29 protein-coding genes are annotated in these 24,473 nt (G+C 44.7%); 2 read left to right on the forward strand and 27 right to left on the reverse strand.

The genetic code is table 11. The features are described from left to right. Positions 1 to 60: 60 nt before the first annotated feature. Complete coding sequence (locus tag AC0L3Y_RS15535; protein WP_473465920.1) at positions 61 to 846, forward strand: hypothetical protein; 786 nt, start codon at positions 61 to 63, stop codon at positions 844 to 846. Positions 847 to 858: 12 nt separating this feature from the next. Then, positions 859 to 1,272 carry a hypothetical protein gene (locus AC0L3Y_RS15540; protein WP_473465923.1) on the forward strand — a complete coding sequence of 138 codons (414 nt, stop codon included), beginning with the start codon at positions 859 to 861 and terminating at the stop codon, positions 1,270 to 1,272. Positions 1,273 to 1,342: 70 nt separating this feature from the next. On the opposite strand, the gene AC0L3Y_RS15545 is transcribed toward AC0L3Y_RS15540, so the two are convergent. The 27 genes from AC0L3Y_RS15545 to AC0L3Y_RS15675 all read right to left on the reverse strand — a co-directional run bounded on the left by AC0L3Y_RS15545 (position 1,343) and on the right by AC0L3Y_RS15675 (position 24,436). Further along, positions 1,343 to 2,593 (reverse strand): HNH endonuclease, encoded by a 1,251-nt coding sequence (locus tag AC0L3Y_RS15545; RefSeq protein ID WP_473465928.1) that lies wholly within the window; start codon positions 2,591 to 2,593, stop codon positions 1,343 to 1,345. A 115-nt stretch (positions 2,594 to 2,708) separates the two neighbouring features. Continuing rightward, positions 2,709 to 3,299, reverse strand: coding sequence for a Rha family transcriptional regulator (locus AC0L3Y_RS15550; RefSeq protein ID WP_473465931.1), 591 nt, complete (start codon positions 3,297 to 3,299; stop codon positions 2,709 to 2,711). A gap of 339 nt (positions 3,300 to 3,638) precedes the next feature. Further along, complete coding sequence (locus AC0L3Y_RS15555) at positions 3,639 to 4,793, reverse strand: DUF3800 domain-containing protein (protein ID WP_473465934.1); 1,155 nt, start codon at positions 4,791 to 4,793, stop codon at positions 3,639 to 3,641. 101 nt (positions 4,794 to 4,894) lie between these two features. Beyond that, positions 4,895 to 5,611: a hypothetical protein gene (locus AC0L3Y_RS15560; RefSeq protein ID WP_473465937.1), complete on the reverse strand. Its 717-nt coding sequence runs from the start codon at positions 5,609 to 5,611 to the stop codon at positions 4,895 to 4,897. Positions 5,612 to 5,613: 2 nt separating this feature from the next. Continuing rightward, complete coding sequence (locus tag AC0L3Y_RS15565; RefSeq protein WP_473465941.1) at positions 5,614 to 6,090, reverse strand: hypothetical protein; 477 nt, start codon at positions 6,088 to 6,090, stop codon at positions 5,614 to 5,616. A 364-nt stretch (positions 6,091 to 6,454) separates the two neighbouring features. After that, positions 6,455 to 9,103, reverse strand: a complete 2,649-nt coding sequence (locus AC0L3Y_RS15570; RefSeq protein WP_473465945.1) for a phage tail tape measure protein — start codon at positions 9,101 to 9,103, stop codon at positions 6,455 to 6,457. Between the two features lie 131 nt (positions 9,104 to 9,234). Then, the gene (locus tag AC0L3Y_RS15575; protein WP_473465949.1) at positions 9,235 to 9,792 is read right to left on the reverse strand and encodes a phage tail assembly protein; all 558 of its coding nucleotides are present in this window, start codon (positions 9,790 to 9,792) and stop codon (positions 9,235 to 9,237) included. A 118-nt stretch (positions 9,793 to 9,910) separates the two neighbouring features. Further along, positions 9,911 to 10,417: a phage major tail tube protein gene (locus AC0L3Y_RS15580; RefSeq protein ID WP_473465952.1), complete on the reverse strand. Its 507-nt coding sequence runs from the start codon at positions 10,415 to 10,417 to the stop codon at positions 9,911 to 9,913. Next, the gene (locus AC0L3Y_RS15585) at positions 10,417 to 11,586 is read right to left on the reverse strand and encodes a phage tail sheath protein (RefSeq protein ID WP_473465956.1); all 1,170 of its coding nucleotides are present in this window, start codon (positions 11,584 to 11,586) and stop codon (positions 10,417 to 10,419) included. Before AC0L3Y_RS15585 ends, AC0L3Y_RS15580 begins: the two co-directional genes overlap by 1 nt. Then, positions 11,586 to 11,777: a hypothetical protein gene (locus AC0L3Y_RS15590; RefSeq protein ID WP_473465959.1), complete on the reverse strand. Its 192-nt coding sequence runs from the start codon at positions 11,775 to 11,777 to the stop codon at positions 11,586 to 11,588. The genes AC0L3Y_RS15585 and AC0L3Y_RS15590 overlap by 1 nt, the downstream gene beginning before the upstream one ends. Before the next feature lie 70 nt (positions 11,778 to 11,847). Next, entirely contained in the window at positions 11,848 to 12,330 is a 483-nt protein-coding gene (locus AC0L3Y_RS15595) for a hypothetical protein (RefSeq protein ID WP_473465962.1), read from the reverse strand. Then, complete coding sequence (locus AC0L3Y_RS15600) at positions 12,327 to 13,727, reverse strand: phage tail protein (RefSeq protein WP_473465965.1); 1,401 nt, start codon at positions 13,725 to 13,727, stop codon at positions 12,327 to 12,329. The genes AC0L3Y_RS15595 and AC0L3Y_RS15600 overlap by 4 nt, the downstream gene beginning before the upstream one ends. Further along, positions 13,720 to 14,376, reverse strand: coding sequence for a phage tail protein I (locus AC0L3Y_RS15605; RefSeq protein WP_473465968.1), 657 nt, complete (start codon positions 14,374 to 14,376; stop codon positions 13,720 to 13,722). The genes AC0L3Y_RS15600 and AC0L3Y_RS15605 overlap by 8 nt, the downstream gene beginning before the upstream one ends. Next, complete coding sequence (locus AC0L3Y_RS15610) at positions 14,336 to 15,337, reverse strand: baseplate J/gp47 family protein (protein WP_473465971.1); 1,002 nt, start codon at positions 15,335 to 15,337, stop codon at positions 14,336 to 14,338. Before AC0L3Y_RS15610 ends, AC0L3Y_RS15605 begins: the two co-directional genes overlap by 41 nt. After that, complete coding sequence (locus AC0L3Y_RS15615) at positions 15,309 to 15,668, reverse strand: hypothetical protein (RefSeq protein ID WP_473465973.1); 360 nt, start codon at positions 15,666 to 15,668, stop codon at positions 15,309 to 15,311. The genes AC0L3Y_RS15610 and AC0L3Y_RS15615 overlap by 29 nt, the downstream gene beginning before the upstream one ends. A 20-nt stretch (positions 15,669 to 15,688) precedes the next feature. Further along, on the reverse strand, positions 15,689 to 15,886 hold the full coding sequence (locus tag AC0L3Y_RS15620; protein WP_473465976.1) for a hypothetical protein: 198 nt from the start codon (positions 15,884 to 15,886) through the stop codon (positions 15,689 to 15,691). Positions 15,887 to 15,907: 21 nt separating this feature from the next. Further along, positions 15,908 to 16,573 carry a phage baseplate assembly protein V gene (locus AC0L3Y_RS15625; protein ID WP_473465981.1) on the reverse strand — a complete coding sequence of 222 codons (666 nt, stop codon included), beginning with the start codon at positions 16,571 to 16,573 and terminating at the stop codon, positions 15,908 to 15,910. Continuing rightward, positions 16,573 to 17,097 carry a hypothetical protein gene (locus tag AC0L3Y_RS15630; RefSeq protein ID WP_473465984.1) on the reverse strand — a complete coding sequence of 175 codons (525 nt, stop codon included), beginning with the start codon at positions 17,095 to 17,097 and terminating at the stop codon, positions 16,573 to 16,575. The genes AC0L3Y_RS15625 and AC0L3Y_RS15630 overlap by 1 nt, the downstream gene beginning before the upstream one ends. After that, positions 17,098 to 17,667 (reverse strand): hypothetical protein, encoded by a 570-nt coding sequence (locus AC0L3Y_RS15635; protein WP_473465987.1) that lies wholly within the window; start codon positions 17,665 to 17,667, stop codon positions 17,098 to 17,100. It lies immediately after the preceding gene. Between the two features lie 3 nt (positions 17,668 to 17,670). Beyond that, on the reverse strand, positions 17,671 to 18,024 hold the full coding sequence (locus AC0L3Y_RS15640) for a head-tail joining protein (protein WP_473465990.1): 354 nt from the start codon (positions 18,022 to 18,024) through the stop codon (positions 17,671 to 17,673). Positions 18,025 to 18,066: 42 nt separating this feature from the next. Beyond that, positions 18,067 to 19,056, reverse strand: coding sequence for a major capsid protein (locus AC0L3Y_RS15645; RefSeq protein ID WP_473465993.1), 990 nt, complete (start codon positions 19,054 to 19,056; stop codon positions 18,067 to 18,069). After that, complete coding sequence (locus tag AC0L3Y_RS15650; protein ID WP_473465997.1) at positions 19,056 to 19,391, reverse strand: hypothetical protein; 336 nt, start codon at positions 19,389 to 19,391, stop codon at positions 19,056 to 19,058. The genes AC0L3Y_RS15645 and AC0L3Y_RS15650 overlap by 1 nt, the downstream gene beginning before the upstream one ends. Next, positions 19,391 to 20,500 (reverse strand): S49 family peptidase, encoded by a 1,110-nt coding sequence (locus tag AC0L3Y_RS15655; protein ID WP_473466000.1) that lies wholly within the window; start codon positions 20,498 to 20,500, stop codon positions 19,391 to 19,393. The genes AC0L3Y_RS15650 and AC0L3Y_RS15655 overlap by 1 nt, the downstream gene beginning before the upstream one ends. Continuing rightward, positions 20,448 to 21,803: a phage portal protein gene (locus AC0L3Y_RS15660; protein ID WP_473466003.1), complete on the reverse strand. Its 1,356-nt coding sequence runs from the start codon at positions 21,801 to 21,803 to the stop codon at positions 20,448 to 20,450. Before AC0L3Y_RS15660 ends, AC0L3Y_RS15655 begins: the two co-directional genes overlap by 53 nt. Beyond that, positions 21,800 to 22,033: a gpW family head-tail joining protein gene (gene gpW, locus AC0L3Y_RS15665; RefSeq protein ID WP_473466006.1), complete on the reverse strand. Its 234-nt coding sequence runs from the start codon at positions 22,031 to 22,033 to the stop codon at positions 21,800 to 21,802. Before gpW ends, AC0L3Y_RS15660 begins: the two co-directional genes overlap by 4 nt. Continuing rightward, positions 22,033 to 23,955, reverse strand: coding sequence for a terminase gpA endonuclease subunit (locus AC0L3Y_RS15670; protein ID WP_473466009.1), 1,923 nt, complete (start codon positions 23,953 to 23,955; stop codon positions 22,033 to 22,035). The genes gpW and AC0L3Y_RS15670 overlap by 1 nt, the downstream gene beginning before the upstream one ends. Further along, positions 23,861 to 24,436, reverse strand: a complete 576-nt coding sequence (locus AC0L3Y_RS15675) for a hypothetical protein (RefSeq protein ID WP_473466012.1) — start codon at positions 24,434 to 24,436, stop codon at positions 23,861 to 23,863. Before AC0L3Y_RS15675 ends, AC0L3Y_RS15670 begins: the two co-directional genes overlap by 95 nt. Positions 24,437 to 24,473 lie beyond the last annotated feature (37 nt).

A 24,473-nucleotide genomic window follows, 5' to 3' on the forward strand; every position in this document is an offset into this window, starting at 1 on the left:
CATATTTGTTAGTATCGAACTATTATCGATGGTTAGAAAACAAACAACTCAGGAAGAACAATGGCACAGCCCGAATTAGCAGCAAACGCTCTCATGGATGATTTAATGGTTCAATGTCAGCGATTTTATTATCAGCTGGGGCCATTTAGCGCTCTAAGTGAATTTGAAAAAGCACGTATTGAGCGGGACATACGAGTCAAGATTGACGACTTGAGCAAGCTCTCTAAAGGCTTAAGTCATAGTGCAATGATGTTTCATCAAGCTGCTCTTGGTAATGAAAAGAAAATGACTGAAGAACATATTAAATCGCTTAATTATATAAGTGGCCAAACTCCGGTTGTTAACTATGCAGCTCGGCTGAACTTAATAGGTCACACAAAAAAAGCAATTAAAGTACTAGAAACATATTTAGAATCAAGTACTCCAACTATGACCGTAATCTGGTTATTAAGCATGTTTAATAGAGCAATTGGCTTATTTTCAGAGGATGTAAAACTCATGAGAACATACTCAAAGCTCAACATTCCTAAGTTAGACGCCCATTTGCCCGTAATGGAATCTCTAGAACTCTACCTGATTGAACATGGCATAACGCAAGAAGAAACTGAGCACTATTTCACCATTGTTAATACATACTTTAATTCCCACAGAATCGATAATTACATAGTTTCACGGGACATAATGGAAGATGATGAAGGTGAAAGCTGGATTTCTACTCGATACCAGGTCCAAGACGATTTAACTTCTGAGCAAATCCACTCAATGAACATAGGTCTATTGAAACTATTGGCAGAAAGCGATATTTCAGACAAAGCCTTTGACCATTTTATCACTAGCATTTACTAAGGAAAGCACCACATGGATGCGGATATTAATGATTTGATGCTCTTTGCGGAGCACGCTTTACAAGCACAATCAAACTCAGAATATAAGAATCAGTACTTAAGAACCAGCCTACACAAAGCCTACTACGCCGCTTACAACACCTGTAAACCCATAGCGTCTAAACTGCCAAAACCGGATAAAAAATCTGGTGTTCACCAAACCGTTATCAACACCTTTAAACAAGCTGGAAGAACATACAACCTAGACCAGAACAACCAACTTAAGCTCTTAGCCATGCTTTTACAGCAAGCGAAAGAAGAACGGACGCTGGCGGATTACAAACTAGACATTCCCGTCAATGAACCTCAAGTCCAAGCACAGCTCACAAAAGCCAAAGACATCATTGAACTTAGTAAAGCCATTGATAGCTTTGTGACACCACAGTAAATCATGTTGGAAAACAAAGAAGCCCGCGATGAGTCGCTATTTTTCACCTGACCCCAAACTCGAAAACCTCTTATACTTTTTTAATTAGTTCTACACTATTTTCAAATGCTACAACTTTGTATAAATTCCCTGTCCCTACAGACTTTACATAATATTCAATTGAGTTTGGAAAAAAGTAATTAGTAATCAACCAGCTTCCATTTTTACGCCAATCAAATTCACTCTTGTGTATTAGCTCATCAAGAAAGAACGGATGCTTTTCACCATTTTTCTTATATAACGGAACAAGCTCTATTTTGTCTCCACCTTCATAGCGATATTCTGGCAAGTCTATCTCCATTTGCCCTTTAGCTCTATCTTTATCGTTATCAAAACTATAACCAAGTCTAGTATAATTGGGACCCAAACATTCAAGCATAAGCTCGGGCAATAGATATTTTTTAAAGATCTTTTTGTTACAATCATTCACACCCACTATAGTCTCAGAAATATCTATAAAACGCTTACTTGATAAGACAACACCTATTGTAAAAAGCTTATGGAGCTTAATAAAACACACAAGTCCAAGATTCGAAGGAAACAAAACTATGTAGTGATTATTGCTATCTAAGTTAAGATAATCAATAAACGGTTTAAAGATTTCTTGCTCAAAACCAGATCCTATTTTTACGAATCCCTCAACATTAAAGTAATCGGCATTCTTAAGAATCTCTGATATTTTAATAGCCTCTGGGTCCAGAAAATATTCTGGAATTAAATCTACGGCAAACTCATAGGCAATTTTGAGTAGCCCTATTTTAAATTTCAAGGTGTCAATTTCCCACCTTGTAACAATTTTACCATTCCTCTCTTCACGCCTCCGCTCACTATCAAAAATAGCATTTCTAGAAATATGATTACGACTTAATACTTTTTGCAACAGGTCATCAATTTCACTTTCATTTTTTGAGATCACTTCTATTTCAATTCTTTCAATTCCACCATCAGCATCAAACTCAACGTCTATTCTTGGATGATAAACAACTTCATAGTTTCCATCCTTATTTCTATCCACTCTAGCTTTATTATCAGGATTATCTTCACTATAAAAAACACCTGAGAATGGATTAGGTATTTTCCCAGTCTTACCTGCTATTTCTTGCTCTGATCGGTATAATTTTGTGAGTTGGTGATTAATTAAAGGAGCATCGATTTTTTCTCCCATTGATGAATTGCAAGCCTTGCAAACGTTATATATATGGTAATAACCATTTAAAGAATCAGGTATAACATGTTCATCACTCATGTCATCTTTCTCAAGTCGGCAGATGATACAAAGCATAGATTCTTTACTCCTTTAATGATATTTCGATGATTACTTTTTCATCAAACCTATCCCTTTACCCTATGAAAAACAACAACTAAAGCCCACTTAGTGAGCTTTAGTTGCCTGTCGCTTAGAAGTCTACAAAGTTGCGTTGGGCGTAGTCTTTGACGCGGGTGATGTTGTCGTTTACCCAGTCTGGTGTTTGTAGTCGTGCTATTTGCTGTTGGTACATGCGGACGGCTTGGATTAGGTCGATGAGTTCTTTTGATGGAACGACGACGGGGTCGCTGTCCAGTTTCATGGATTTGACGATGCTGTTGAGCAGTTGGTATTTGTCGGCTTCGGCCACCGCGGTGTTTTCTGTGCTGGCGGGGAGTTGTTTTTGCTCGTTGAGCTGTTTTTCCATTTGGTTGAAGGCGTTGATGTAGGCTTCTTTGAATTGGGCTGCTTTGGTGCCGGTGAAGCCCATGGCCAAGAAGACGAAGCCGTCGCGGGTGATGCGATACATGGGTCGAGTCTTGTCTTGTTCATCTTTGTATTCAGCCAACGTAAAATTGCGTTCGCTAAATTCTGCACTGCAACCAAGGTTTTCTACTCGACGTAATACATCTGCATGACGTTTGCCAAAGCATTTGGCGAGGTCGGTCGAAGTCGTGGTGATTTGATCGTTGGTGATTTGTACAACGGGTGCGTCAATGCTTGAGATAATATCCGTAGCCATGTTTGGCCTCCTGTGTATGAAGTTGACCACCTCGTGAGGTTCGAATCTCAGTAAGGTGGTGGATCTAAATCGGGTTCGAACTACCGCCACAGGAACGGCCAACCCGAAGGTTGCCCAACAAAGACCCACCATAACAGGCAAATCTCGGCCACAAAAAAACACGCTCTGCGTGTTTTAGGCCGCTGTGAAAACGGGGTTCGAATCCCGGCACTGGATTTTGCCAGTGCAATAGAAATACTAGATCAAGATTGGGGGCGGGTCAATGGGGGAAATCTCAAATATCGCCGCGGTTTGCAGCAACTTTGAGAAGTAGATGAAAATTGTTAGACAGCAGCCTTGCTATTTATGCAGCTCAAGAGGATTCTCTCTAAGAGCCATAGTAATGAACTGAATGTACTCTCCAATATCTTCAGTTAAGCTTTGACCATTTTTACTTCGTTCAGTTAGCTCGTGAAGCAACACTACATTTCTCTGCACTTCTAATTTACTTAAATCAAGATGATCATAGTCTTGGAATATACTGCCAAAGATAACATGCCCCTCAATCATGCCTCTCCATTTCTTTGCGTATTCGTCTTGATTTTCGTTGTCACATACATAGGCAAATGCACTAGCTACTGCATCAGCCAGTTGAACTCCATGAACATTTTTTGAATCTACTAAGTTAAGTGGCTCTTTTAGGTTAAAGGTAATAGGACTATCTATGGCCGCAACGTGCGAATACTTCTTATCTTCTCGGTTGATCATGACATTAAAAATTTCTTGATCTTCACTTAATGGCTTTGATTGATCGCAATAAGCTGTCAATTGATCGTATTCTTGACCCCATGCAGCCAGTAGACCAAAAAGCGCTGTATTTGTTAAATCTAGTACCCATTTTCCTGCACCACTACCAACATAACCATCCAGCTCTCTCACTACCGCTTCTTTGTTATGTATAGCAAAATCACATATTTGCTCCAGAATTGGAGATATACCTTCATTTTTAGATGCTGAAAAAAGAGCTTTAAGACCCTCAAAATCTCCAGTTCTCATCAGTTTTTCGAAGTCCTCAAATATCTGCTCAGCCATGGCCCCACGAACACTTAATTCCAAATGAAGCATGTTACTTATAAAACGATGAAAATTGATTTTGTAAAATATAGAACTTACGCTCTGAATAGCTGGCTCAAATATATATTCAAAAAACTTGCCTGCCAGTGCATATTTTTTATCTGAGGTAGAAACTTTAAATCTGCCTTTAAAATGTTGAATTATTTCGTCAACTGCTCTTTTCCCCTTTACACCTTTTAATAATTTACTACCTTTTATTTCTCCGTTTTGAATTTTGTATTTCTTGATTATGTACTCGACAAAATCCTGAGCCTCTTGATGTGGACATTCAATTGAGGCATAACAAAATATATTTTGTTGCTCATGAAGGAGATTATTACCCGTAAAACCAGATTCATCAAAATGTAAAATTGCGTTTTTTTTACCCTTTTCCAAAATCATAAAAACTCCTTTTTAAGTCAGACTACATGCACTATTTTGGATACAACAATACATTTGGGGCAGATGAAAAACTAATCTATTTTTCAGCTGATCATAAAAATCTAATTTAAACTATATTTACTCACAAGATGAAGTTCCACCATATGCAATGCAGCAATAGAGACAGTTAGTACATTGCACATATATAGATATTTGCTATACGACATGCTTCTTTCTGCTCCTGCGCCACCACTGCGGTACATTATAACTTCACCCTTCCTCCAAATTGACGCATGATGCGATCCATTCCTTAGACTAGAATCAAGAAACTCGCTAAATCTTGAGAATCTTGGATTGTCTTTCATTGGTCTGTCTTTCTTTGATTTCTCCAAATCCTTAATGTATTTAGGAAGAGTAAGAGTCTTGAATTCATCGTATTTACGACCACTTTCCAAGTTATTTAAACAAGCTAAAACAGTGAAATTTGATGTTAATGACTCATATGTTTCACCATAAAACAACTTAATATTATCGAAATCCTTAGATCCTACCATTAAATCATCAACTTCCGAATTATTAATTCTAGCCCTATAAATCAACTGACCCAATATATCTCTATTTTTAAAATATGTTGTAAAAACAGAAAAATACCTTACACTATTTTCTTCACGTAAATTATCTTTATAGTATTCATAAAAATCGTCTAATTTACCTTCATCATATAATTTATCGACTAGAGCCTTTATTGGGTCAAATAATTCATTCACTCTCGGATAAAATAATGCATCGTAAAAATCGTGTAATACATCGATATATGTATAACATTCATCTTCAACCATTTTCATTTTTTTCTAATTAAATTGTAACCTTTTATTGTTTTTACCAGTGCCTTTTCTTTACCTTTAATATGTGAAAAATCATATATTGCCTTAACTTTACCCCATATTGAATCTGCATTAGGGATATCAAATTGAGTAGCAACATCTTGCAAAAAAGCCCCTTCTTTTTTCCTAATATGAGGACTAAGAAGTGCAACTTCCTCTATAGATGGGAAGAAGCTAATATCATGATATTTTTCAACGGGAAAACAAAAACTAGGATGTAAGTTTATAATTTTTTTACTACTATCAATTTCAAACCCACCAAGCTTACAATTTTCTATAGTTTCAATACTTCCATTTCGAACAGCAACTCCTATTGGTTGCTCGCAATTCAAACAATCAAAATAGTGTTTTTGATATGAATCTAAACCAATACCAACTCGAATAAAAAAGTCACTATTACAAATCAAACATTCAACAGACCGACCAATTACCACTAGACTTCCTTATTAAAGTGAAATATTAATTATACGAATTTTATTGTTAACTTTTACTAGATATAACTTAAAACCATTAATAGAGACACTGCGGGCTCTTACTAATTTATTCTAGTAGCTTAATTTTGAAACACCAGCAAACCTTTTTCAAACCAATGACACTCTATGAACTCTGCTTATCCTTCAACCTCCCATCGGCTCTTGTCGCAACGCCCATGTTGCCATCATTCCCTATGCCTATGGTTTCAAGGAGGAACGATTCGTTCCTCCTTGAAAATTTACCGCTGCACACGTGTCTTAGAAGCATTTATAGGGGTCTGCATTTCACCGACCCCCATTTACCACTGCACAAGCGACTTAGCCATTAACTCGTTCGCTTATCCGTCAAGCTCCCATCCGACCTTGAGGCGACGTCCATGTTGCCCATCATGCCCTGTGTAAATTCGGCTTTTAGGCGTTCTATCACTTGGTCGCTGACTTGTTGATCGTAGGTTGGGTTGCCTGTTGGTGTTAGGTGAATGGTTGGCGCGAAGGTCATGCTTTTGTTGTTGTTTTGTAGTTGTTGGCTTTGCTTGGCAATGGCTTCTGGTGCGGGTTGGTCGGTTTTGTCGTCGGTGAACCAGCCGCCTATGTTGCTGCCAATCCATTCCCCTAGTGCGCCTCCGCCCATGCCGCCTGCGATGGAGCCAACGAGGCCACCAATGGCGGTACCAATAACAGGTACGACGGAACCAATGGCGGCTCCGGCTAAGCCGCCAGCCGCCGCGCCACCCATTCCCCCTACCATGTCGCCTGCGGTTGCGCCTATTTCGGTGCCGCTACCGCCAGACATGGCAGAAGCGAGGCTGACACCTTGCATGGCCATGTCCAGTGGACGAAAGAATCGCCCTGCGCCTTTTAAGGCACCGAGTTTTCCTAACTTGCCAAATTTGCCAAAACGACCGCCTGCGCTGGCGCGTTTGGTTGGGTTGTTGCGGTCTGAAATTTGGTCTTCATAACTTCTTAGACCTGCGAGTCGGTTGCCTGCTCTTCTGCCTGCCCTGCTTCCTGTGCCGTAACCCGCGCCTGCGCCAAGTCCGTTTAGTTTGCGGTTGAGTCGGTCTAGGGAGCGTGATGCTCGGTTGGCGCTTTGGGTGGTTTGGTCGGTGGCGCTGGTGAGTTTGGTTTTGCCTAAGTTGAAGCGATCGCGTCCGTTGCCAAGGGTGAGTTTGGCGAGTTTAAAAGCGATAGCACCGGCTTTGACCACGGCGATGGCGGCGGCCACGCCGAGTAAACCGGAGGCAAGCTGTGGGTTGGCTTCGGCGAAGTCGGCCACGCTGTCCACCACGGACATGAGCGGCGGCAAGACGGCATCGAGCACGGGCAAAAGACGGTCGCCCAGTACGATGGTCATGCGGTCAAATTTAGCGCCGAGCATGGCGAGTTTGTGGCCACGGGTGGCGGCGCGGTTGGCGTATTCGTCGTTGACGCTGTTGGTGCGATCGGCTTGGTTGGCGACTTTGGCAAAAGCAGCAACGAGGCCGTTTTTGTCGTCGTCCAGTGTGGTGACGAGTTTGGCCACCGCGCCTTTTACTTCTTCCCCAAAGAGCTGCGAAATCACTGCGCCTCGGTCTGTGGCGTTGACGTCTTGCAAGCCTCGCATGACTTCCACAAGGGTACCTTGGGCGTCTTGCTGCATCATGTCCGCTAGTTCTTCAGCATTGAAGCCGATGCGCCCCATGGCATCTTGCTGGGCGGCGGTGGCGGCGTAACCAGATGTGAGTCGTCCGGTGATGTTTTTCAGGGCGGTGGCGGCGACTTCTTGAGTCGCACCGCCTGCAATGAGGCTGGCAGACAAAGCAGCGGTTTGGTTGTAGTTTAAACCTGCGCCCATGGCGGTGGAGCCTTGGCGCACCATGACGGCGGCAATGTCCTTTGCCTTAGCGTTCATGTTGTTGCTTAAGTAGTTGGTGGCGTCGGCTAGGTCTAAGGCGTTCTTTTGGGTGAGTCCCATGGCCGCGCGCCATGTGGCGAGGGTGGAACCGGCCTCTTCTGCCGATACGTCCCACGCCACGCTCATTTTGGTGGCGGATTCAGCAAACTGGAGCAGCTGGTTTTTTTCGATGCCGGATTGCCCTGCGGCGGTGACGATGTCGGCAATGCCTTCTTGCTGAACGCCAAGGCGGCCAGCGAGTTTCATCATGCTGGTGCGGTATTCGGCCTCTTCCTTTTTGTCGGAAAAGTTGACGACTTTTTTGACGTCAGCAAAGGTGTTTTCGTAGTCGACAGCGCGTTTTCCCGCCATGATGAGGGGCGCGGTTTTTACCACTAGGCCGACGGCTTGCCCGACCAGTTCGCCTTTTTGAGCATTACGATCGGCAATGCGGCCTTTTAGGGTTTGGACCTTTTTCAGCTTGGCTTGCTGGCGGTCTAGGGCTTTGCTTGCCTGATCGGTTTGACGTGCAAGTTTGAGTTCTTGGGCGCCTAAAGAATTGACCTTTAAGCCTGCCGCGCCCATGTCTCGACGTAATCCGCCCAGTTCTTTGGCTTGTTTGCCGTAGGCGCTGGTAAGTTGCTTGGTCGCTTGTTCTGAGGTTTTGAGGGCGACTTTTTCTTTTTTGTGGGCGAGTTCGGCGGTTCTTTTGTCTTTGGTGAGCTGCTTTACTTTTTGGCTTGCATCGAGCACTTGGCGAGACTGTGCGCCATAGGCTTGGGCAGCATCTAATACAGCTTTTTCAGCTTTGGCAAGTTCGGCTGTGTGTTGCTTTACGACTTCTTTGGCGTTGAGTTCTGATTGTTTTAAGCGTGTTGTTTCTTGGGTTGCCTGAGACATGGCCTTGCGGGTTTCGTCTAGGCGGGTGTTCAGGGTTTTGAAACGGGCAACTAACGCTTGTTGGCTGCCAAGTTTCTTTAGGTTTGCGCTGGTTTCTTCTACTTGTTGGTCTAATTTACCTGCCGTTTGGATGGCCGCTTTGAATGGTTTACTGAATTTATCTATCGCAGACAATGCGATGGAGATCTTTTTATCGGCCACGGCTTACCCCTTGTTTATTCCTAGTTTGGCGGCGGCTAGGTGGTAACGGCGCATGGCTTCGTCGATGCGCCAGTTGAGTATTTCAGATGGTGGAACGTGGTAAACCAGCGGGATCACGTCGGTTAGGACTTCTACGTCTTTGGGCGAAAGTAGTCCGCCGGTTTTTCCAAAAAATCGATCAGGCGCTCCTGTAGCTGGTTCCAGTCAGGCAAGCTGAGGCGTTCTAGTTCATCTTTTGAGAAACCTGAACAGCTTGAGCTGATGAAGATGGTGCGTTCCCATTCGTCGCTATAGGTGTCCATTAGGTCGGTGGTGGCGACGGTTGGCGGCTTGAGTTTGTAGCTGGTTTTTTGTTGGCCATCGTCGCCTTCAATTGGAATCAATAAAGTTGGTTCAGCTGGATCAAATGAGTCTTCCATTAATTTACTGGCGGTGGTGTTGATGAGTTCCAACACTTGGTTTTGAATGCTGTTGTAGTCTGGTGTGACAAGCTGTTTGAGCAATTTTTCATTTAAACCGGCACTCTGGCTAATGCAAACTCGAAGCAGTTTGGTGTCATCGGCTTTGTGAGTTTTACTTAGGTTGCGGTGCTGGCCCATGGTGATTGGACGGATGCTTACGCTTTTAATTGGTTGGCTTTGCTCGTTTTCAATTGGCCAAACTAGGCTGTGTGTTTTTGGTTCAAACATGGTGGTTCTCTTTTCAATTAGGTAAAAAAGCCCGCTCGGCTCTTTTGAACGTAACGTCTGTTAAAAGTAAGCGGGCAAAGGGGCTTGAATTGGTTTGGCTGACGATTAACGCTATGAATTAAGGTAAGCCAACGTTGCGACGGTGTTCGGCGAGGATGTCGCCATTGCCAAGGTCGAGGATTTGCGCGTTGCGATCGATCTCGTAGATGGTTCGCCCTGCTTCGGTCTTTTTATAGGCGCTGACCGACATTTCCATTTCGTTGTCGGGTAGCTCGCCCATTTTACTGGCGGATTCGGTGACGCTGGTGATTTCCCCTGTGACGCTGTATTTGATGGCGAATTTGTTGCCATCTTCGTCTTGGTGAGATTCGTTTACGTTGACCTGGCACATCTCGCCATCGGCTAGCCCAAAAGCAGACAGCAAGGTTTGGCTGGCACCTTTGATTTTGAATTTGGCTGTGAGCTTTTCCAACCCGACCATGACTTCACCGGGGATAAATGAACCGCCGCGGGTTTCTTGCATGGTCTTTTTGACTTCGGGCGGGGTGAACTCGTCGAGTTCTTTGATTAATGGCTCACCGTTGATGATGGCCATTCTGCTGATGCGTGAACGTTGTCCTGCCATTATAGAACTCCTTCAAGGAACGATTCGACGATGCCGACATCTTCAATTAGGTGATACACCATGTGTTCATTCGGTGCGTAGCCGTGGTATTTGATGGCGATGTGCCATTCGCCGTTGGTGTAGTTTTCGACGTTGTTGAGCGTGGGGTGCAAGTAGACTTGCGCGCCCATGATGGTTTCGTCGGCTTGCAGGGATTTGAGCCAGAAGTTGAGTTTTTCAATCTCTTGGTTCATGAAAGATTCGCTGAGGTTTCGAGCCATGGCGCGCTGGGCTGTTTTCGCTAGCTTGCGAATGATGGCGTATTCAAGACCCACTTGTGAGACGAATCGACCCATGACGCAACGGTTACCAATCAGCGAGAAGCCGCCCATGGACGTGCGGGCAAAGTACGAGATACCGAAGCGGTTCATCAAATCACCATTGGTGGCTTTGTCCATGATGTTGTAATCAATGGTTCGCGCTGTGCCTTGGATTAATGCCCCCATGCCGCCTTTCGCTGGGCTTTCCCATGGTTTGACTCGAGCAAAGCAAGATAAGGCAATAGCCGCGCCAGAGAAGTAGACGTTGCCTTTCGCCGCTTGGCTGTAAACCGAGACGAACGGATCGACCACATAGAATGCGTCGTACCCTGTGCCTTCGCCACCGAGGGATTTTGAGTATTCGATGGCGGCGTTATCGCTGGTGTTGGGACCATCGCCAACCGGGATCGCAAATAAACGTTTGCCCATTGCAGCAAGTGCATCTGCAACCGGTTTAGTATTAAAGCCCGGTGCCGCAATGTGGGTTGGGACTTCTTGGCAATCGCTTAAGGCTTGAATGCCGGTTCGCTGGCCAGTTTCCGCATCCACTTTACCGATGACGTTGTTTACTGTGTCAGCAGCGTCCGTTTCTTCATCCACAATCACAACATAAATGGGCACGGAAACGATGCGGAGCAATTCGTAACAAGTGCGATAAAGCGTGCCTCGTTCGGTGCCTGCCATATCTAGCTTGGCGACCGAGCCCATGTTAGCAATGCGGATTGGACTGTTTTTAGGCCAGAGTGGGTCGGCGTCTGGCGCGGTGCCGACTACGCCTAAAACGACGCCGCCCAACGGCCCCATTGGTGGCGGTGCAGAGTGTGTTTCGACACTCATGCCGTTATGTACAAAGGATGCAATTTCTGGCATTACGCCTCTCCTTTTGATTTGGCGGCCGTTGTCGCAAGGGCGACTTTACCGCTGAGGATTAAGTATTCCGCTTCGCACGGAAGCAGCTCGACCGTGTCGCCTTTTGAGTGCCAAAGTTTGTAATTTGGACATTGGTAAGGCGAGAGTACGGTGTATTTTTGCCGAGGATTAGGCGGCTGTTTTGTGGTCATGGGCTTTCTCCAGACGTAAAAAAACCGCTTGCGCGGCTGGGTGTTTGATGGGTTCTTTAATTAGAAATTGTTATTTCGTTGGTAAGGGAAGGCGCTCTTTGATCTCGGCGACTTTATCGCGCCATTTTTGCTCGGCTTCGGCTGTGCCATCGTATTGCCATTCCATGTATAAAGGGTCGGATTCCTTTTTGTAAGCGGCTTCCCGATTAGCAATGGCCGAGGCTAGGCGTTCTTCAAAAGTTGGCTCCGGTTTGGGCGGCTCCTCTAATAAAGCGCTCTCGGGTAGTTCTTCCCCTAGTTCGTTTATGACGTGTTTGGTGCCATCTTCGTCCCAGTATTCTGTGCCACGATTATCAGCGTAGTATTTCCATTCGCCTGTCACGAAGCCCTGAACAAAACCTTCTTTTTCTGGAAGCAGCTCTTTATCCGTTGCATAACGTAACGATACTAGCTCTTTGCTGAGCGGATCTATTTGCTGCTCCACCCTACCAGTGAATACCCAAAACTCTGTAGATCGATCAAACGCATTTAAAATTTTCATATAATTCCTCACACCAAAAATTCAGCGTCGACGGCGTAGCTCATCGGATGGTTGTCATCGGCAGTAGGGACAACAGCAGAAGCATCGAATTGCAAACCGTGGGGGCCTATAGTATTACGATCCCCGTTTGTCGCATCCACTCTATCTGTGGATGGAGGCGTCACAAACGCGCCTGAATTACTTACTGACATCGCGCTATTTCGACCTCCATCAGTCGCTAACAGCGTAAATGCAGTGATATTACGAATAGCATCCTCCTGCCAACTCCCCAGTTCACGCCCAACATCTAAACCGCGCCCATTGTCTGCATAACGTAAGAATGTGCCGTCATAAATAGGACATGTGAATGTCGTTGAACCATCGCCATCCCCCCATTTACCGCCATATTTCCGTAGATCTGCATCTTTCAACGCTTGATCAACTAAACCTTCTTTTTGAGCTTTGGCGAATAAAATAGGATGCGTCGAACGATTCAACTCACCAGCATTGAACCGCATCTTACAAGCGCCAGTTTGAGCAAAAGATGTTGATAGAATTTCACCAATGAGAGCGACTGGATTACCTGTTTTTGGATTAATCTGCTCAGCAATATAGAACGCTCCGCCGATGTATCGAACAGTCAGCAACGCGGTTTCAAATATTTGTGTGTCACTGCTAATGCCAGACAATGTAACAGCATCTAACTCATCGATTTTTATCGTCATGTTGGATGATGTATTGGTTGCTGTGACGATGAATGAAAACTCGTCAAAATCATTTAATTCAGTAATGGGTGTCGTCCCTGCCTTACTGGTTAACACAATAGCATCGGCAGTACCTGAAACATCAAATAGCTTTTTCTGGTTTTGTAACGTATCAACATACTTTTTCTCTGATGATGCCTGAGAAGCAGCAAGTACTTTAGTTTGATACTGTTCGTGAGGATCTTCTTCCTCAACATGAGTTTGAACCGCGTTACTCAAATCCGTTGGGGTTACGAATTGTACTGAAGGGTCAATCTTGATTTGAATCGCGTCTGCATTGCCTGGAACAAACTTAAGGCGGATTGTATAGCTTTTACCCTGCCCTTCATCGAGCAATGGTTTATAGTCACCCGCTTGACGAGCATAGGCATAAAGCTCTCCATCTGACGTTTTCACTCCTGCTTCTTTGATAAAAAAGCCTCCGTCACTAGCCGGAATTTCAGCTCGAGCAATCCAGACATTTGGATCTATATCATCCTTCTCTATCGTAATTGCATAGGATCTTACTTGGTGAACTAAATCTGTTTGTTCCGCTGGCGATGCACTGTCTGGAAGTACACCATCACCTACGACTAAAATTGAATGGTCGACATGTGTGTTTCTAAATTTTGCATCACGCTCAAGACCAAAACCTGTCTCTGTGATGTAAGTTCTATAGTCACTCATTTCTCGCTGGCTCCGATGTCGATATAATTCTTAGATGCTGGGCTATGCCCGTATGGGTTAATGCGTTTGCCTCACTGCCGGCTGGAACAAATGGCAGTGATGTCATGGTGATGCCAATCTCTGCTGCTACGGCAATGCGTGGCGAAGCAATGGACTCACGAGCAAGATCCATAACGTAGGAATCTCGCTCTGACTTCATTTCTATAAGAAGTTGATCTATGCGAGCGTTGATTTCTGGCGTCAGTACACGGTCTGAGGCATACACCCATATTTGAAAGTAATAGGGCTCTAACTCCGAAGGCTTTTTAAACCATGGCGTAACATCAGCACCAAATCCCATTTGCTCGAGCGCTTTTATAAACCCTGCTCGTGTCCCACTTAGCTGCCTATTACGCCAAGCATATTCAACACGATTTCGTTTCGCCTGCTCAGAGTCTTCTGAATCCCAAACTGGCACTTGTCGATCAATACCGAGCGTTGCAATTCCTTCTATTGGTGCTTTTTGAGCATCCAATAATTCAGGATATGAGTGATCAATCGAATACAGAGCCTCACTTAAAGCAAGTTCTAATGCGCGCTCTAGTGGACTGCGATTGTCTGGTAAAACACTATAGGTTTTCAGTGTTGACGGTAATTTGGACTGACTCAAGGTAAGGTGCCTCGTTGTATTCACAGCGTATTGGATCTGGTGGGTCGATCAAATCACCACGATGTGCCCCCGTGGTTTTGAGTAAGACGCTATACAACATGGAAAGCTCAACGCTTCCGCCTAGCCTATGTTGCTGTTCTGCATACTCACGAACGGCTGCTTCTGCAGCGGCTTTCACCACATCTTCGTCAGAGCCATTACGTACATAAAGCACAGCATCACATGACCATGTTTTTATCGTAGGTGCTTTGACTGTGAGTAGATCCGTTTCTTGAGCGATGTCGTCCCGCTGCATGTATTCTTGCGTTGCTGTTATAAGTGATTCGGCGGGAACGCCGTTATTGGAATGGGCCAATATGAAACAGTCCACTTCACCTGGTGAAACACGTCTTGCTTGGGCATCTTTGGTTTGCCCAGCCATGTCATGCGCTTCAAATTCGTAGGTCACCACGACTTTGCTTTTCGTTGGGCTTTCAACCGTTACTTTGGGGCGTCCTCCCAGCGTCATTGCATTGAATCGGTAACCCGATCGTGTGCCCGTTGTCGCCAGTGCATAGGCAGCTAAGTAATAACGTGTGAGTAAGGTTTCGTTACTTTCGACCGTTGGCGGTACTGGAGGAAACGCATTTGGGTCGCCTTCTTCCAGTATTTGACGCTCCACTCCTAATTGGCTGGCGATTAAATCCACCATGGCATCGTCGGTCGCGTACATGCCAAACATCTGCAACGCTTGAGCGTTCATTTGTCGAAAGTGACTTTGCAGTATGACAGTAAACGCTTGAGTAAATTTGGTTAACAACTCGGCTTCGTTTTCAAAGGTTTCTGTTACATCCGCTACGTCATCCGGTGCATTTTCTGACAAATACGTCAGTACATTCTCTTTGACCGTTTTAAAAAGATCATCAAAGTTCGGTGTGGTGATGATGTCTGGTTTAGGTAGTGGATTTTGATGTGGAAACATCTAATGGCACCTCAAATTTAACATCTCGGCCATTCCATTTGCCCTCAAAATACAAAGCTAATCCATCTATTAATCGCTTAGCTACACAACGAGAAGGAACAAAATCAGTAAGTCCATTGATTGGCTCATAAAAAGCGGCAATCGCAGCCGCTTGCAACCGAATTAACATACTGTCAGACATATTCGCGCCCATGTATTGACGAACATCACTTCCAAATGTTGGGCGTTTTGCTCGTCCTACTTTGGGTGTAGTCATAACTTGTGTAATACGGCTCACTAGTTGATCAAAGCCATCTATTGTTCGTCCTGTTTTTCGATCGATGCCTACCATTTGGTTATTCACTCTTTTTATTAGCTCACTTGATATGATCCAGCACTGGACCCTTTGGTTACTTCAACTTGAGCATTTTGAGTAATGTGATTAACGATGCCCTCTGCAAACGCCAACCACCAATCATGACCCGCTGCTTTTCCTGCTAATGGCTCAAAGCCGTTTGCAACCATCGCCGCTTCAATGTCTTGAGCTAATAGCTCTTTGTCTAATGCCATATTTTCCTCACGTTAAATCCTTCACTTTGCTGCAGTGACGGTAGACGAACAATCTGCATGTGGTAATCCGGTGATCATGCATTTATGCGCACCAGTAACGACTCCAGCACCACCATTCAGCTTTATCTTAGAAGCATCAACTGTTGTATCACCTGATGATTTGAGAGCCGTTTTACCTTTTACATCTATGCTTGCATCCATACCGACAGTTACGATGGCAGAACCACCAATATCAACATTCAAATCACCTATTGAATTCACTGTCATTAAATGTTTTTGAGTATGGTAAGAAACACGTGAGCCATCAGGATAACAACGGATAATTTCATTGGGATCATTGCTTGGAGCTGGAAATTTATCACTAAACAATCCGACTAGGGCGACGGTTTGTGTGCCATTGTTACCCGCACCATAGTTCAGCAAAACAGCCTGTTCATTCACACTTGGGCACCGGTAATCTGAAGTATCGCCAGCAGCACTAGAAAACCAACGAACAAAAGGCGTTTTAAGCGCGCCGTGTTGAACTCGAATCAAAGTACCTGACTCATGCACTTCGGTAACATAACCAAGACGAATAATGCTTTGCAGGCGTCGTCTTAAATCTTCGGTTTCTTCACTTAGTTCTTCAATTCTATCGAGATAGGGGTTCAACATATCCCGAACCATGGCTTCAATAAGTTGACGCATTAGAGGCTCCGGTATTCATCTTGGTTGTTTTCATCGGTTGGGCCGGCCGCAATGCGAATGCCGCTTTTAACCGTTTCAGGTTGCCAAGTGGACGCACCAAGGTAGAGTTTTTGCTCCCAATTCACCACCCACGAGTCAAAACCACCAAGGGTATTTTTGCGAAAGTTGCCAGGGTACGCTTCGATATTGAACGGCTTTTCTAAGACTGAACCTTTTAGCCAGATCCCCTTTTCATAAACAAATTGAGAAACAGCAATGGCAAACTCTTGGAGTTCCATTTGTAGATCTTTAACTTCCTGCCCTAGCACACAATGAATGGCAAATTGCGCCACAACAGGATAACGACCATCGCCTACATCAGGCGCTTTGGGTAACTCTTCAATGTTAAGCAAACAGGCCGGAGCAAGCGTTTCGAGATTGTCACTTGGGTCGTAACTGGCGATGGTGACTTTAGAAAATCGCCTCTTCAGAGCATCTATGATGGCTTGGTGTACATCACTTAAATTAATATTGGTGTTTACCACTCACTGCCCCTCGATGTTCATTACGAAGTTGATCTCTTGTTTCAAGATGTGGTGAAAGCGCGCTTCGGCTCGCACGTGATAGCGCTCTATGATGGGCTGGGCAATCTGCTCAATAGGAAAGCGCTCTTCTTCAATTGGCAGTTCCGTCCATTGTCCGTCTGATCGTTTCGAACGCTTGCCGCCTGAGGCATGCTTTCGTTTAAAAACACCTTTATGGCCACTTTTCATCGTAGCGACAAAAGCACCAATAAAATGATGTTTTCCCACCCTCACACCAATATCGGTTTGAACGGGTTTACCTAATGCGCTCACAGAAATTGTCGATAAACCAAACCAGACATTCACGGTTCGTCGACCGTTTTTCATATAAAACGTCTTGTAATATCGAGCCGCTAACACTCGTTGAGGTACTGATAAAGCAACACCTAACTCTCTCTTTGTTTGTGTTTCTAACCAGCGGGCGGTTTTCTTTATGGTTCGAGTGACCGCTTGTTGAAGTTGACGAATAGACAACTCAAGTTGTTCTTCAAGTTCAGCAATGCCATCACCTAAATCTATCTCTAGGTTCATAAATCACCGCCAATTATGGTCTTTGTTTTGCGTTATTTTTAAGGGAAGAATGATTTCATACTCGCCTTTCTGAAACGGTAAAACCAGATAAGATACGCCGTCTATTTCGAGGCAATCTCCTTCTTCACAGGGGCAATGATTGGGTGATACGCAAAAGGTCGCGGTGATCACTTCAACATGCAGTTGCCCTGCGGTTTTTGATTTCGACGTGGTGTTCACATCGCTTTCAAGAAATGAGAACGTCCCTGTTATGGTGTCCGTTGTACCTTCTTGCGATGTCCATATCGCATCTTGCCCAAACTCCTTATCGATTTCGCTTTTGAGCGATTCCAAGACAGCACGATGACTGAGATTCATAAGCACCTCATGGATCAAAAAGTAAGGAGTTGAAGGTACTAATTAGTTAGAAGAATAGATTTCCGCTAACAAGGACGGATCACGTGCAATCGGCAAATAAATCGCGCGGGAGCGGATTTCTAGGCCTTCGTCATGATCTAGCTCTTTAGTGGTGATGTGGCATTCACGCGCTTTGGCTGAACTCGCATGCAGCACATCGGCTGGTGCTCGCAACATACCAAACAAGCCTTTTACACCCAGCGGGTAACTTGCGCCTTTTGTCGCCACTTCGTCTGCTTCGTCAGAAACAAACTTGATACCACAAATGTTGATTTCACTTGGATCATCCGCGAAGGCCACCACACGTTTTGCGTGAATTTCTTCACTGTAGAACGTTTTGATGCTGGCATGATTGAGAATTCGTTCAATCATTTCCTGACCAATACGGCACTCGACACCCAGTAAAGTCAGGTGACCATGCTTTTTCGCATTGTCCACGGTGGCTTTGCGTAGCCCTTTGAGCAAGGTTGGCACATTGGTTCCTGCCGTTCCTAGCTTCAAATCCAGCTTGCGTTCATCTACGCCCAATACTTTGTGAAGATCCACCAGCACTGTGCCTTTCTTGTTTTTCACTTTGCCTTTTAACGCGGAGTACGCGGTATAGGCTGCGGTATAGCGATGGTTGTCCTTGTGCTTACCCATTTGACTTTTCACCAAAGACGCAAGCTCTTGCGCTTTGATTTTCTTGTCGCGTAATGAGCTGATGCGTGACAGGTCACTGGGAACAATTCGTGTATCAAATGGATAACGAATCAAACGAACTGGTACAGCACTTTCAGCGTCGTGTTCGTCGATGTTTGGGTTTTGGCCAATTTCACCTGGCATTAATACTTGCAACTGTTGTCCAGATTTCACAATCATCACAGTACGATTTTCGACATTTTCCACTGTGAACATATTCAGGACAGCGGCATCTATATGCATTGATGCATTAAAGCCGGTTGTCAGCGAAGTAAGCGAAAACGCTTCATGTTCAAAAATTTCCTTTTCCATTACTGTGACCCTTCTTTGATAACAATGAAGGCTTTTTCAAGCTGCTCTGTGATTTTCGCCTTAATTAGCTCTGTCACCCCTTCTGGCCACGCAATGTAGAGCGTATTGAATACACAATTGGCCCAGTACACTTTGCCGCCACCCGCATGAATACCGTAGGCGTCGCTGCCGTCATAGTTTTCATCAGATACCGATAACGCTTCACCTTCTTTGGTCACGATGGCCCATTCTGGTTGGGAAGCCGCGGCATCGATTTGCTTAATGCACATTTCCCCTTGTTCATGAGCCCAAAGAAGAATCAGCGACTCGGAGACTTTGTTATGAATCTCTTGCATTATGCTTCCTCAATCAGTTGCAGCATGTCGTAGTCTTCTTCCTTAGATGACTCCAACCCGCTGGTTAATGAAATGTCTTCGTCCTTTTTCGCGGCGGCTTCCTTTAGCGCTTTTGCTGCCGCTTGCTCATCGGCTTTATCTTCGATGAGTTGCCCCGCCAATTCTGGTACCCCGGCGGCTTGTGCAAGCTGGTTAATTTTCTGGGCAAGCTCTTTATGTGAGCTTTCCTGTGATTGCAGCGAGGTTTGTAGCACTTGGATCTGTTCCTTCATTTCGGCTGTTTCAGCGTCATGAGTGGCTTGGATCTCGGCGACAATTCGCTTGTGTTTTGCGTCTGTCATCATGGCGTGGATCTCTTCTTCTGTTTTGATGTCGTCAATTAAACCGTGAGCCAACAGGTCACGAGCGGTAAAGGATTTCGCTTGAAGGGCCTGCACCTGAGCCGCTTCTACGCCTCGGTTGTTCGCCACCAGCTGAAAGAAAGCATCCCCCAACTGGTTCACCATGGCTTGGTGACGTTGACGCTCTTCCTCACTTAATGCCAAATGTGGCGAGCCATCAGCTTTGGCTTCCCCTGTGGTGAAGTAGGTAATGGTCTCTTTGTCGTTATGAACTTCACGACGACCAAAGATCACTCCAATGGAACCAGCCATACTGTGTGGGCTGGCGTAAAGTTCAGTACAAGCACTGGCTAAGGCGTAATTAGCCGAGTACGAACCACCATTGATGAAGCCAATCACCGGTTTTACTGTGCCAATCTCTTTGATCAAGTTAGCCAGATCAAAGCAGCCGGATGCTTCCCCACCCGGGCCGTCAAATTCCACAAAGATGTTCTTCACCGAATCGTCTTGAACAAGAGCATTGAAGCGTTGGCGTAAATCACGGTAAGACAAAATTTCATTGCAGTTCGCGTCTAGTCCATTGAAGCGGTGTGAAGTGGGTCCGAAAATCCCAATGTGGCAAAAGGTGTCTTCACGTCCACTTTTATCGCCACTTAAGAACAAGCTTGGGTTCTGATAAAACTGTTTGAGCAGATCAAAGTTTGCTTGATGCGCGTCAATCGTCATCATCATCGGAGCGTTCGTCATCAATTGCAGTAGATGGCGCATCTTGTATTCCTCTTGTTTGTTTTGCGTCCTGGCTGCGTTTTACCCCATCAAGGTGCTTATCCAACGTCTTACCACGGCTGTTGGAAATTTCTTCCAGTGATGTGATGTCATTCTGAACTTCGAGAACTAGCGCTTTGGCTGCTTTAAGTGGGTCGATTTCTTCCCATTCAGGCCAAATCCAAGTGGGGTTCAGGTAGGTGTATGGATTGTCAAAGTAGTTGGGTAAGCCGTCTGTGTTTGCGAGGTGATAAGCATCAATAAACCAACTCAACATGCGATTAAAAGCAGGGCCAAGCACAATGTCCCGTAGCTGGCTAATTAGCCTACGGTGATTAATCATGCCCGCGCGAATGCTGGAATAGTTCACTTGCGTTAAGTCACCTGTGAGCATTTCATAGGTAATTCCCAAAAGCCCTGCAATCATGCGTAACACTTGGTTGTTATGCTCTTGATAGTTACCCGCGATTTCAGCTGGCGAGGCGGTTTTCACTTCTTTCACCCCATTTAAGAACGTCACACCACCAGCATGGTGAACTAATCTATTGGGCGTTTTATGGTTGTTTGGTCCTGTCGCAGTTTGGCTCACTTCTGCTTCTTTTAGAGCAAATACCTGTTGCCCTACTCGCTTCATTCGAGATTTTATTTCAACTGTTTGGTTGTCCTGATATTGCTTAGCAAAATCTGCCCCTGGGGAAATCCAAGGTTGTGCTGTGCTTTGCGAGACATGCACAACATCACGTAGGTGAATTACATCTTCTGCTGGTAACCAGTTAACCGAGTCTTCATCGAAGTCTGGATGGTCTCTTGGTAGCTTGTAAAAAGCGTACTTTTTAATTTTGCCATTTTTAGCGTACATGATGCCGCCACGAACGTAGCTACTAGACCCTGTTTGCTCTAAGTCGATAGCCAGACTTAACGGACTCACGACTTGGATTTGCAACGGTATTGGATGCAAGGTACGACGACGAACAAAGAAAGCACTCCCATCCAGTAACATGGTCATGACAGCTAATGCTTGGACTCCTGCTAAGTTCGTGTTGTCGTAAAAGTCACAATACAACTCCCATTCTTGAAAGCTCTTGATGAAATTTTCACTGAACAGTTCTGGATCGAATACGGGTTTGGCTCCACCTCCAATGCAGCTTGCACGAAACCTTGACGCTCCCACTCGTAACAACGGGTTATTTCGCACAAGGTGATGGCTGGCAGTAATTTCCTTAAGAAGAACACTTTCGCTCTTCTCGTTATCATGCAATTCAGCCCCTTTGAATAATGGCGATTTGGCAACACTTGAATAACTCAAAATAGCACCTCGACATCAACGCTTTCCATCAAGGGAACAGACTGCAAATCGCTGGTCATTTGATGTTCTAACATGCGTAATTCTGACAAGCTTACTTCCGTATATTGCATGGCCGTTCGACCACCTTGTGGGTTGGTGTATTCCACTCTCACTTTGCGCTTGCCCTGCACTAGGTCAGTGATGGCTTGTTGAACAATCTTGAGATTGTCTTCAGTTGAGTAGATAGCCATTAATAATCTCCATAATCTGACGTTTCGTAATAATCGCCATAATCGTTCTCTATCACGTCATCTGTGATTTTGTGAGCATTGGGGTCAATTAGGCCAAGTGGCTCTTGTGGGGAAGCATGTTTTATTTCGGGTCGTAAAAAGTCCCACAACCAAAGCACGTACACGAGTAAATCCCATGGCTCATTTCGTTTTTGATCGGGCTTTTTGTCCCACTTCACATTGCTACCACTGCCTTTTAATTCTTCCGCTGTAAGCATTTGGAAATAGACCAAATCAAACACATCATTGACCGGGAAATGAATGTAGTTCTTTCCTGGCATTTCGTTATTTAAACGTTCTGCCGCTCGGTTCTTTAGTTGATGAACATTGAGACTTCGGTATTCACATTTCACTTCAGGGTGAACCTTAAAACTCAATGTGAATTCTGGTTTGAATTTGGTTTTTGCATTCACTTCACCACGAATAGCAAAAATCCAACCTTGATATGGAGCACAAAATTCAAGCATGGCTTTCCATGCATGCCCGTTACAGTCCATTGCGGCGGCAAACACTCCAATACGTCTTCCATCAGACAGAGTAAATTCTGTTTCTAATTCATGAATAAGGTTTTGTTGAGTAGATAAATCTTCTGGGTCTCCATGTACTTTTCCATAATGAATCGCCCACATTTCACCACGGTCACCAACTGCCCAAAAGTGGTAATCAAAACGGTTTTTCTGAGTATCCACTGTTGCCAACACACATCGTGTTTCCTCAGGTAGAGATTCCATTGGTGAGTAATATTCACGACGATGGTAAAGCGCTTCAAAGTTATTAAGCTTATGAGCTCTTGATGCATCCGAATACTCCACACCCACCTTCGTGTTCATGAAGGTTTGCATTTTGCGTGGGTCTTTTTTCGCCTTGTCGTATTCGGCGGCAATGGATGGCAATGATGTGTTGGGGTTGTCGTTGTACGCTGACCAAATATGAAAACCAGCGTCTATTTTTCCGCGCTCGTTGGTATCACCTGGTTCACCACATTTGCAGCAAAGTGCGCTGCCAGTTTCGTCCCATTGTTCTGGCACCTGATGAACATCACAACATTCAAATTCACGTGTCGCGCGCCATTCGCCCGCTTCCACCATGTTGAATTTATGGTGTTCTTCAATTTTTCCGCTGCAGTTCGTACAAACAAAATGCGCACTTTTATAGTCTTTTGCTGAGTATCTAAAATTCTCTAATTTTAAACGTTGTTTGAATTCGCAATGAGGACAAGGTACATACAAATAACGCTGGTCTGTCTGTAAAAATTCACGAGTGATCTTGCAAGTGCCGGCTTCTTTTGGAGTGGAACCAAGAACAATCTTGCGTTGCCCTTCACTTTCAGTTCGAGTGATACCCAAATCAATTGGGTCGCCTTCTTTATCGACGTTATCCGGCCAGCCCGATATCTCATCCATGAAGAGATACTTGATTGTCACCATGCGAAAGCTACTGGCGGACGTGGCCCAAACAACGGACAAGTCACCACCGAAAAAACTTTTCTCGGTTGAAGTATTTTTACCGTATAACTTAGATATCACTGGCGAACAGTGATTAAAAACCTTGCCTATTTCTTTTGTCGCGAACTTTTCCGCATCGCCCTGTGTGTTCTGAACAATCATAATGTTGCCAGGATCATTCGATACCAGCCACGCCACAGACGTGTTTATAAAAATCGCGTAACCAACACGCGCACTTTTAGACAGAACAATTTTTTCAATATAAGGCGATTCAAGAGCAAGTAACCACGCCCTTTGAAACGACTTAGGCGGGTATATCTGAGCATCAGAGTTATAGTTGTCTTTACTCCACGGTATTAGCGGTATCTTCTTCGGCGGGGACGTAATGCTTAGAATATTTTTCGAGAATGTTCTCGATAAGCGACGGTAATTCATCATTTCCAAGCTCATTTAAACTTTCAAAAGCGCCTTCAACTACCTGCTCAATAGCCTTCACCTCTTTAGGAGAAACTTGTAAGCGTTTTTGCAACTGATTGGGTACGTCTAAAAGCTGCCTTCTAAACATCGAAAGTGGGCCATTCACCAACTCTAACAAGGCGTCATAAGGCACTAATTCACCGCTTTCACGGCCATTGTGTAGATGCAGTTTTATCGCCGCCTGCTTTTCCTTCTCTTTTTTCCAATCTTCGAGGGTTTTTGGCTGTTTACTGTTTCTACTGGTTCCCCCCGTTTTCCTCCCATTATTCGCTCTCAGCTGCCGAACCGTTTCCGATAGATAATCCACATAAGCATGCACCGATTTTTCAATGTCGATTGAGCCAGATTCATCGCGAACAACGGCATAGCCCTCTTTTTCATGATTACGGATCGTCTTAACGTTCACATCCAAAGCGGCGGCAAGCTGTATTTTTGTAGCCATGTAAATTCACCCTCTATTCACAAGAATGATGGTCAAA

The sequence above is a fragment of the Marinomonas sp. GJ51-14 genome, from assembly GCF_055808695.1.

Bases quoted from the DNA above. Each gene is read 5' to 3' on its own strand.
- AC0L3Y_RS15590 (WP_473465959.1), bottom strand. From the start codon at position 11,777: ATGACCACAAAACAGCCGCCTAATCCTCGGCAAAAATACACCGTACTC.
- AC0L3Y_RS15655 (WP_473466000.1), bottom strand. From the start codon at position 20,500: ATGCGCCATCTACTGCAATTGATGACGAACGCTCCGATGATGATGACG.
- AC0L3Y_RS15635 (WP_473465987.1), bottom strand. From the start codon at position 17,667: ATGAACCTAGAGATAGATTTAGGTGATGGCATTGCTGAACTTGAAGAA.
- AC0L3Y_RS15620 (WP_473465976.1), bottom strand. From the start codon at position 15,886: ATGGCATTAGACAAAGAGCTATTAGCTCAAGACATTGAAGCGGCGATG.
- AC0L3Y_RS15540 (WP_473465923.1), top strand. From the start codon at position 859: ATGGATGCGGATATTAATGATTTGATGCTCTTTGCGGAGCACGCTTTA.
- AC0L3Y_RS15555 (WP_473465934.1), bottom strand. From the start codon at position 4,793: ATGATTTTGGAAAAGGGTAAAAAAAACGCAATTTTACATTTTGATGAA.
- AC0L3Y_RS15640 (WP_473465990.1), bottom strand. From the start codon at position 18,024: ATGAATCTCAGTCATCGTGCTGTCTTGGAATCGCTCAAAAGCGAAATC.
- AC0L3Y_RS15615 (WP_473465973.1), bottom strand. From the start codon at position 15,668: ATGGTAGGCATCGATCGAAAAACAGGACGAACAATAGATGGCTTTGAT.
- AC0L3Y_RS15645 (WP_473465993.1), bottom strand. From the start codon at position 19,056: ATGGAAAAGGAAATTTTTGAACATGAAGCGTTTTCGCTTACTTCGCTG.
- AC0L3Y_RS15625 (WP_473465981.1), bottom strand. From the start codon at position 16,573: ATGCGTCAACTTATTGAAGCCATGGTTCGGGATATGTTGAACCCCTAT.
- AC0L3Y_RS15675 (WP_473466012.1), bottom strand. From the start codon at position 24,436: ATGGCTACAAAAATACAGCTTGCCGCCGCTTTGGATGTGAACGTTAAG.
- gpW (WP_473466006.1), bottom strand. From the start codon at position 22,033: ATGGCTATCTACTCAACTGAAGACAATCTCAAGATTGTTCAACAAGCC.
- AC0L3Y_RS15580 (WP_473465952.1), bottom strand. From the start codon at position 10,417: ATGGCAGGACAACGTTCACGCATCAGCAGAATGGCCATCATCAACGGT.
- AC0L3Y_RS15585 (WP_473465956.1), bottom strand. From the start codon at position 11,586: ATGCCAGAAATTGCATCCTTTGTACATAACGGCATGAGTGTCGAAACA.
- AC0L3Y_RS15670 (WP_473466009.1), bottom strand. From the start codon at position 23,955: ATGATGAATTACCGTCGCTTATCGAGAACATTCTCGAAAAATATTCTA.
- AC0L3Y_RS15550 (WP_473465931.1), bottom strand. From the start codon at position 3,299: ATGGCTACGGATATTATCTCAAGCATTGACGCACCCGTTGTACAAATC.
- AC0L3Y_RS15610 (WP_473465971.1), bottom strand. From the start codon at position 15,337: ATGTTTCCACATCAAAATCCACTACCTAAACCAGACATCATCACCACA.
- AC0L3Y_RS15650 (WP_473465997.1), bottom strand. From the start codon at position 19,391: ATGCAAGAGATTCATAACAAAGTCTCCGAGTCGCTGATTCTTCTTTGG.
- AC0L3Y_RS15600 (WP_473465965.1), bottom strand. From the start codon at position 13,727: ATGAGTGACTATAGAACTTACATCACAGAGACAGGTTTTGGTCTTGAG.
- AC0L3Y_RS15545 (WP_473465928.1), bottom strand. From the start codon at position 2,593: ATGCTTTGTATCATCTGCCGACTTGAGAAAGATGACATGAGTGATGAA.
- AC0L3Y_RS15575 (WP_473465949.1), bottom strand. From the start codon at position 9,792: ATGTTTGAACCAAAAACACACAGCCTAGTTTGGCCAATTGAAAACGAG.
- AC0L3Y_RS15535 (WP_473465920.1), top strand. From the start codon at position 61: ATGGCACAGCCCGAATTAGCAGCAAACGCTCTCATGGATGATTTAATG.
- AC0L3Y_RS15560 (WP_473465937.1), bottom strand. From the start codon at position 5,611: ATGGTTGAAGATGAATGTTATACATATATCGATGTATTACACGATTTT.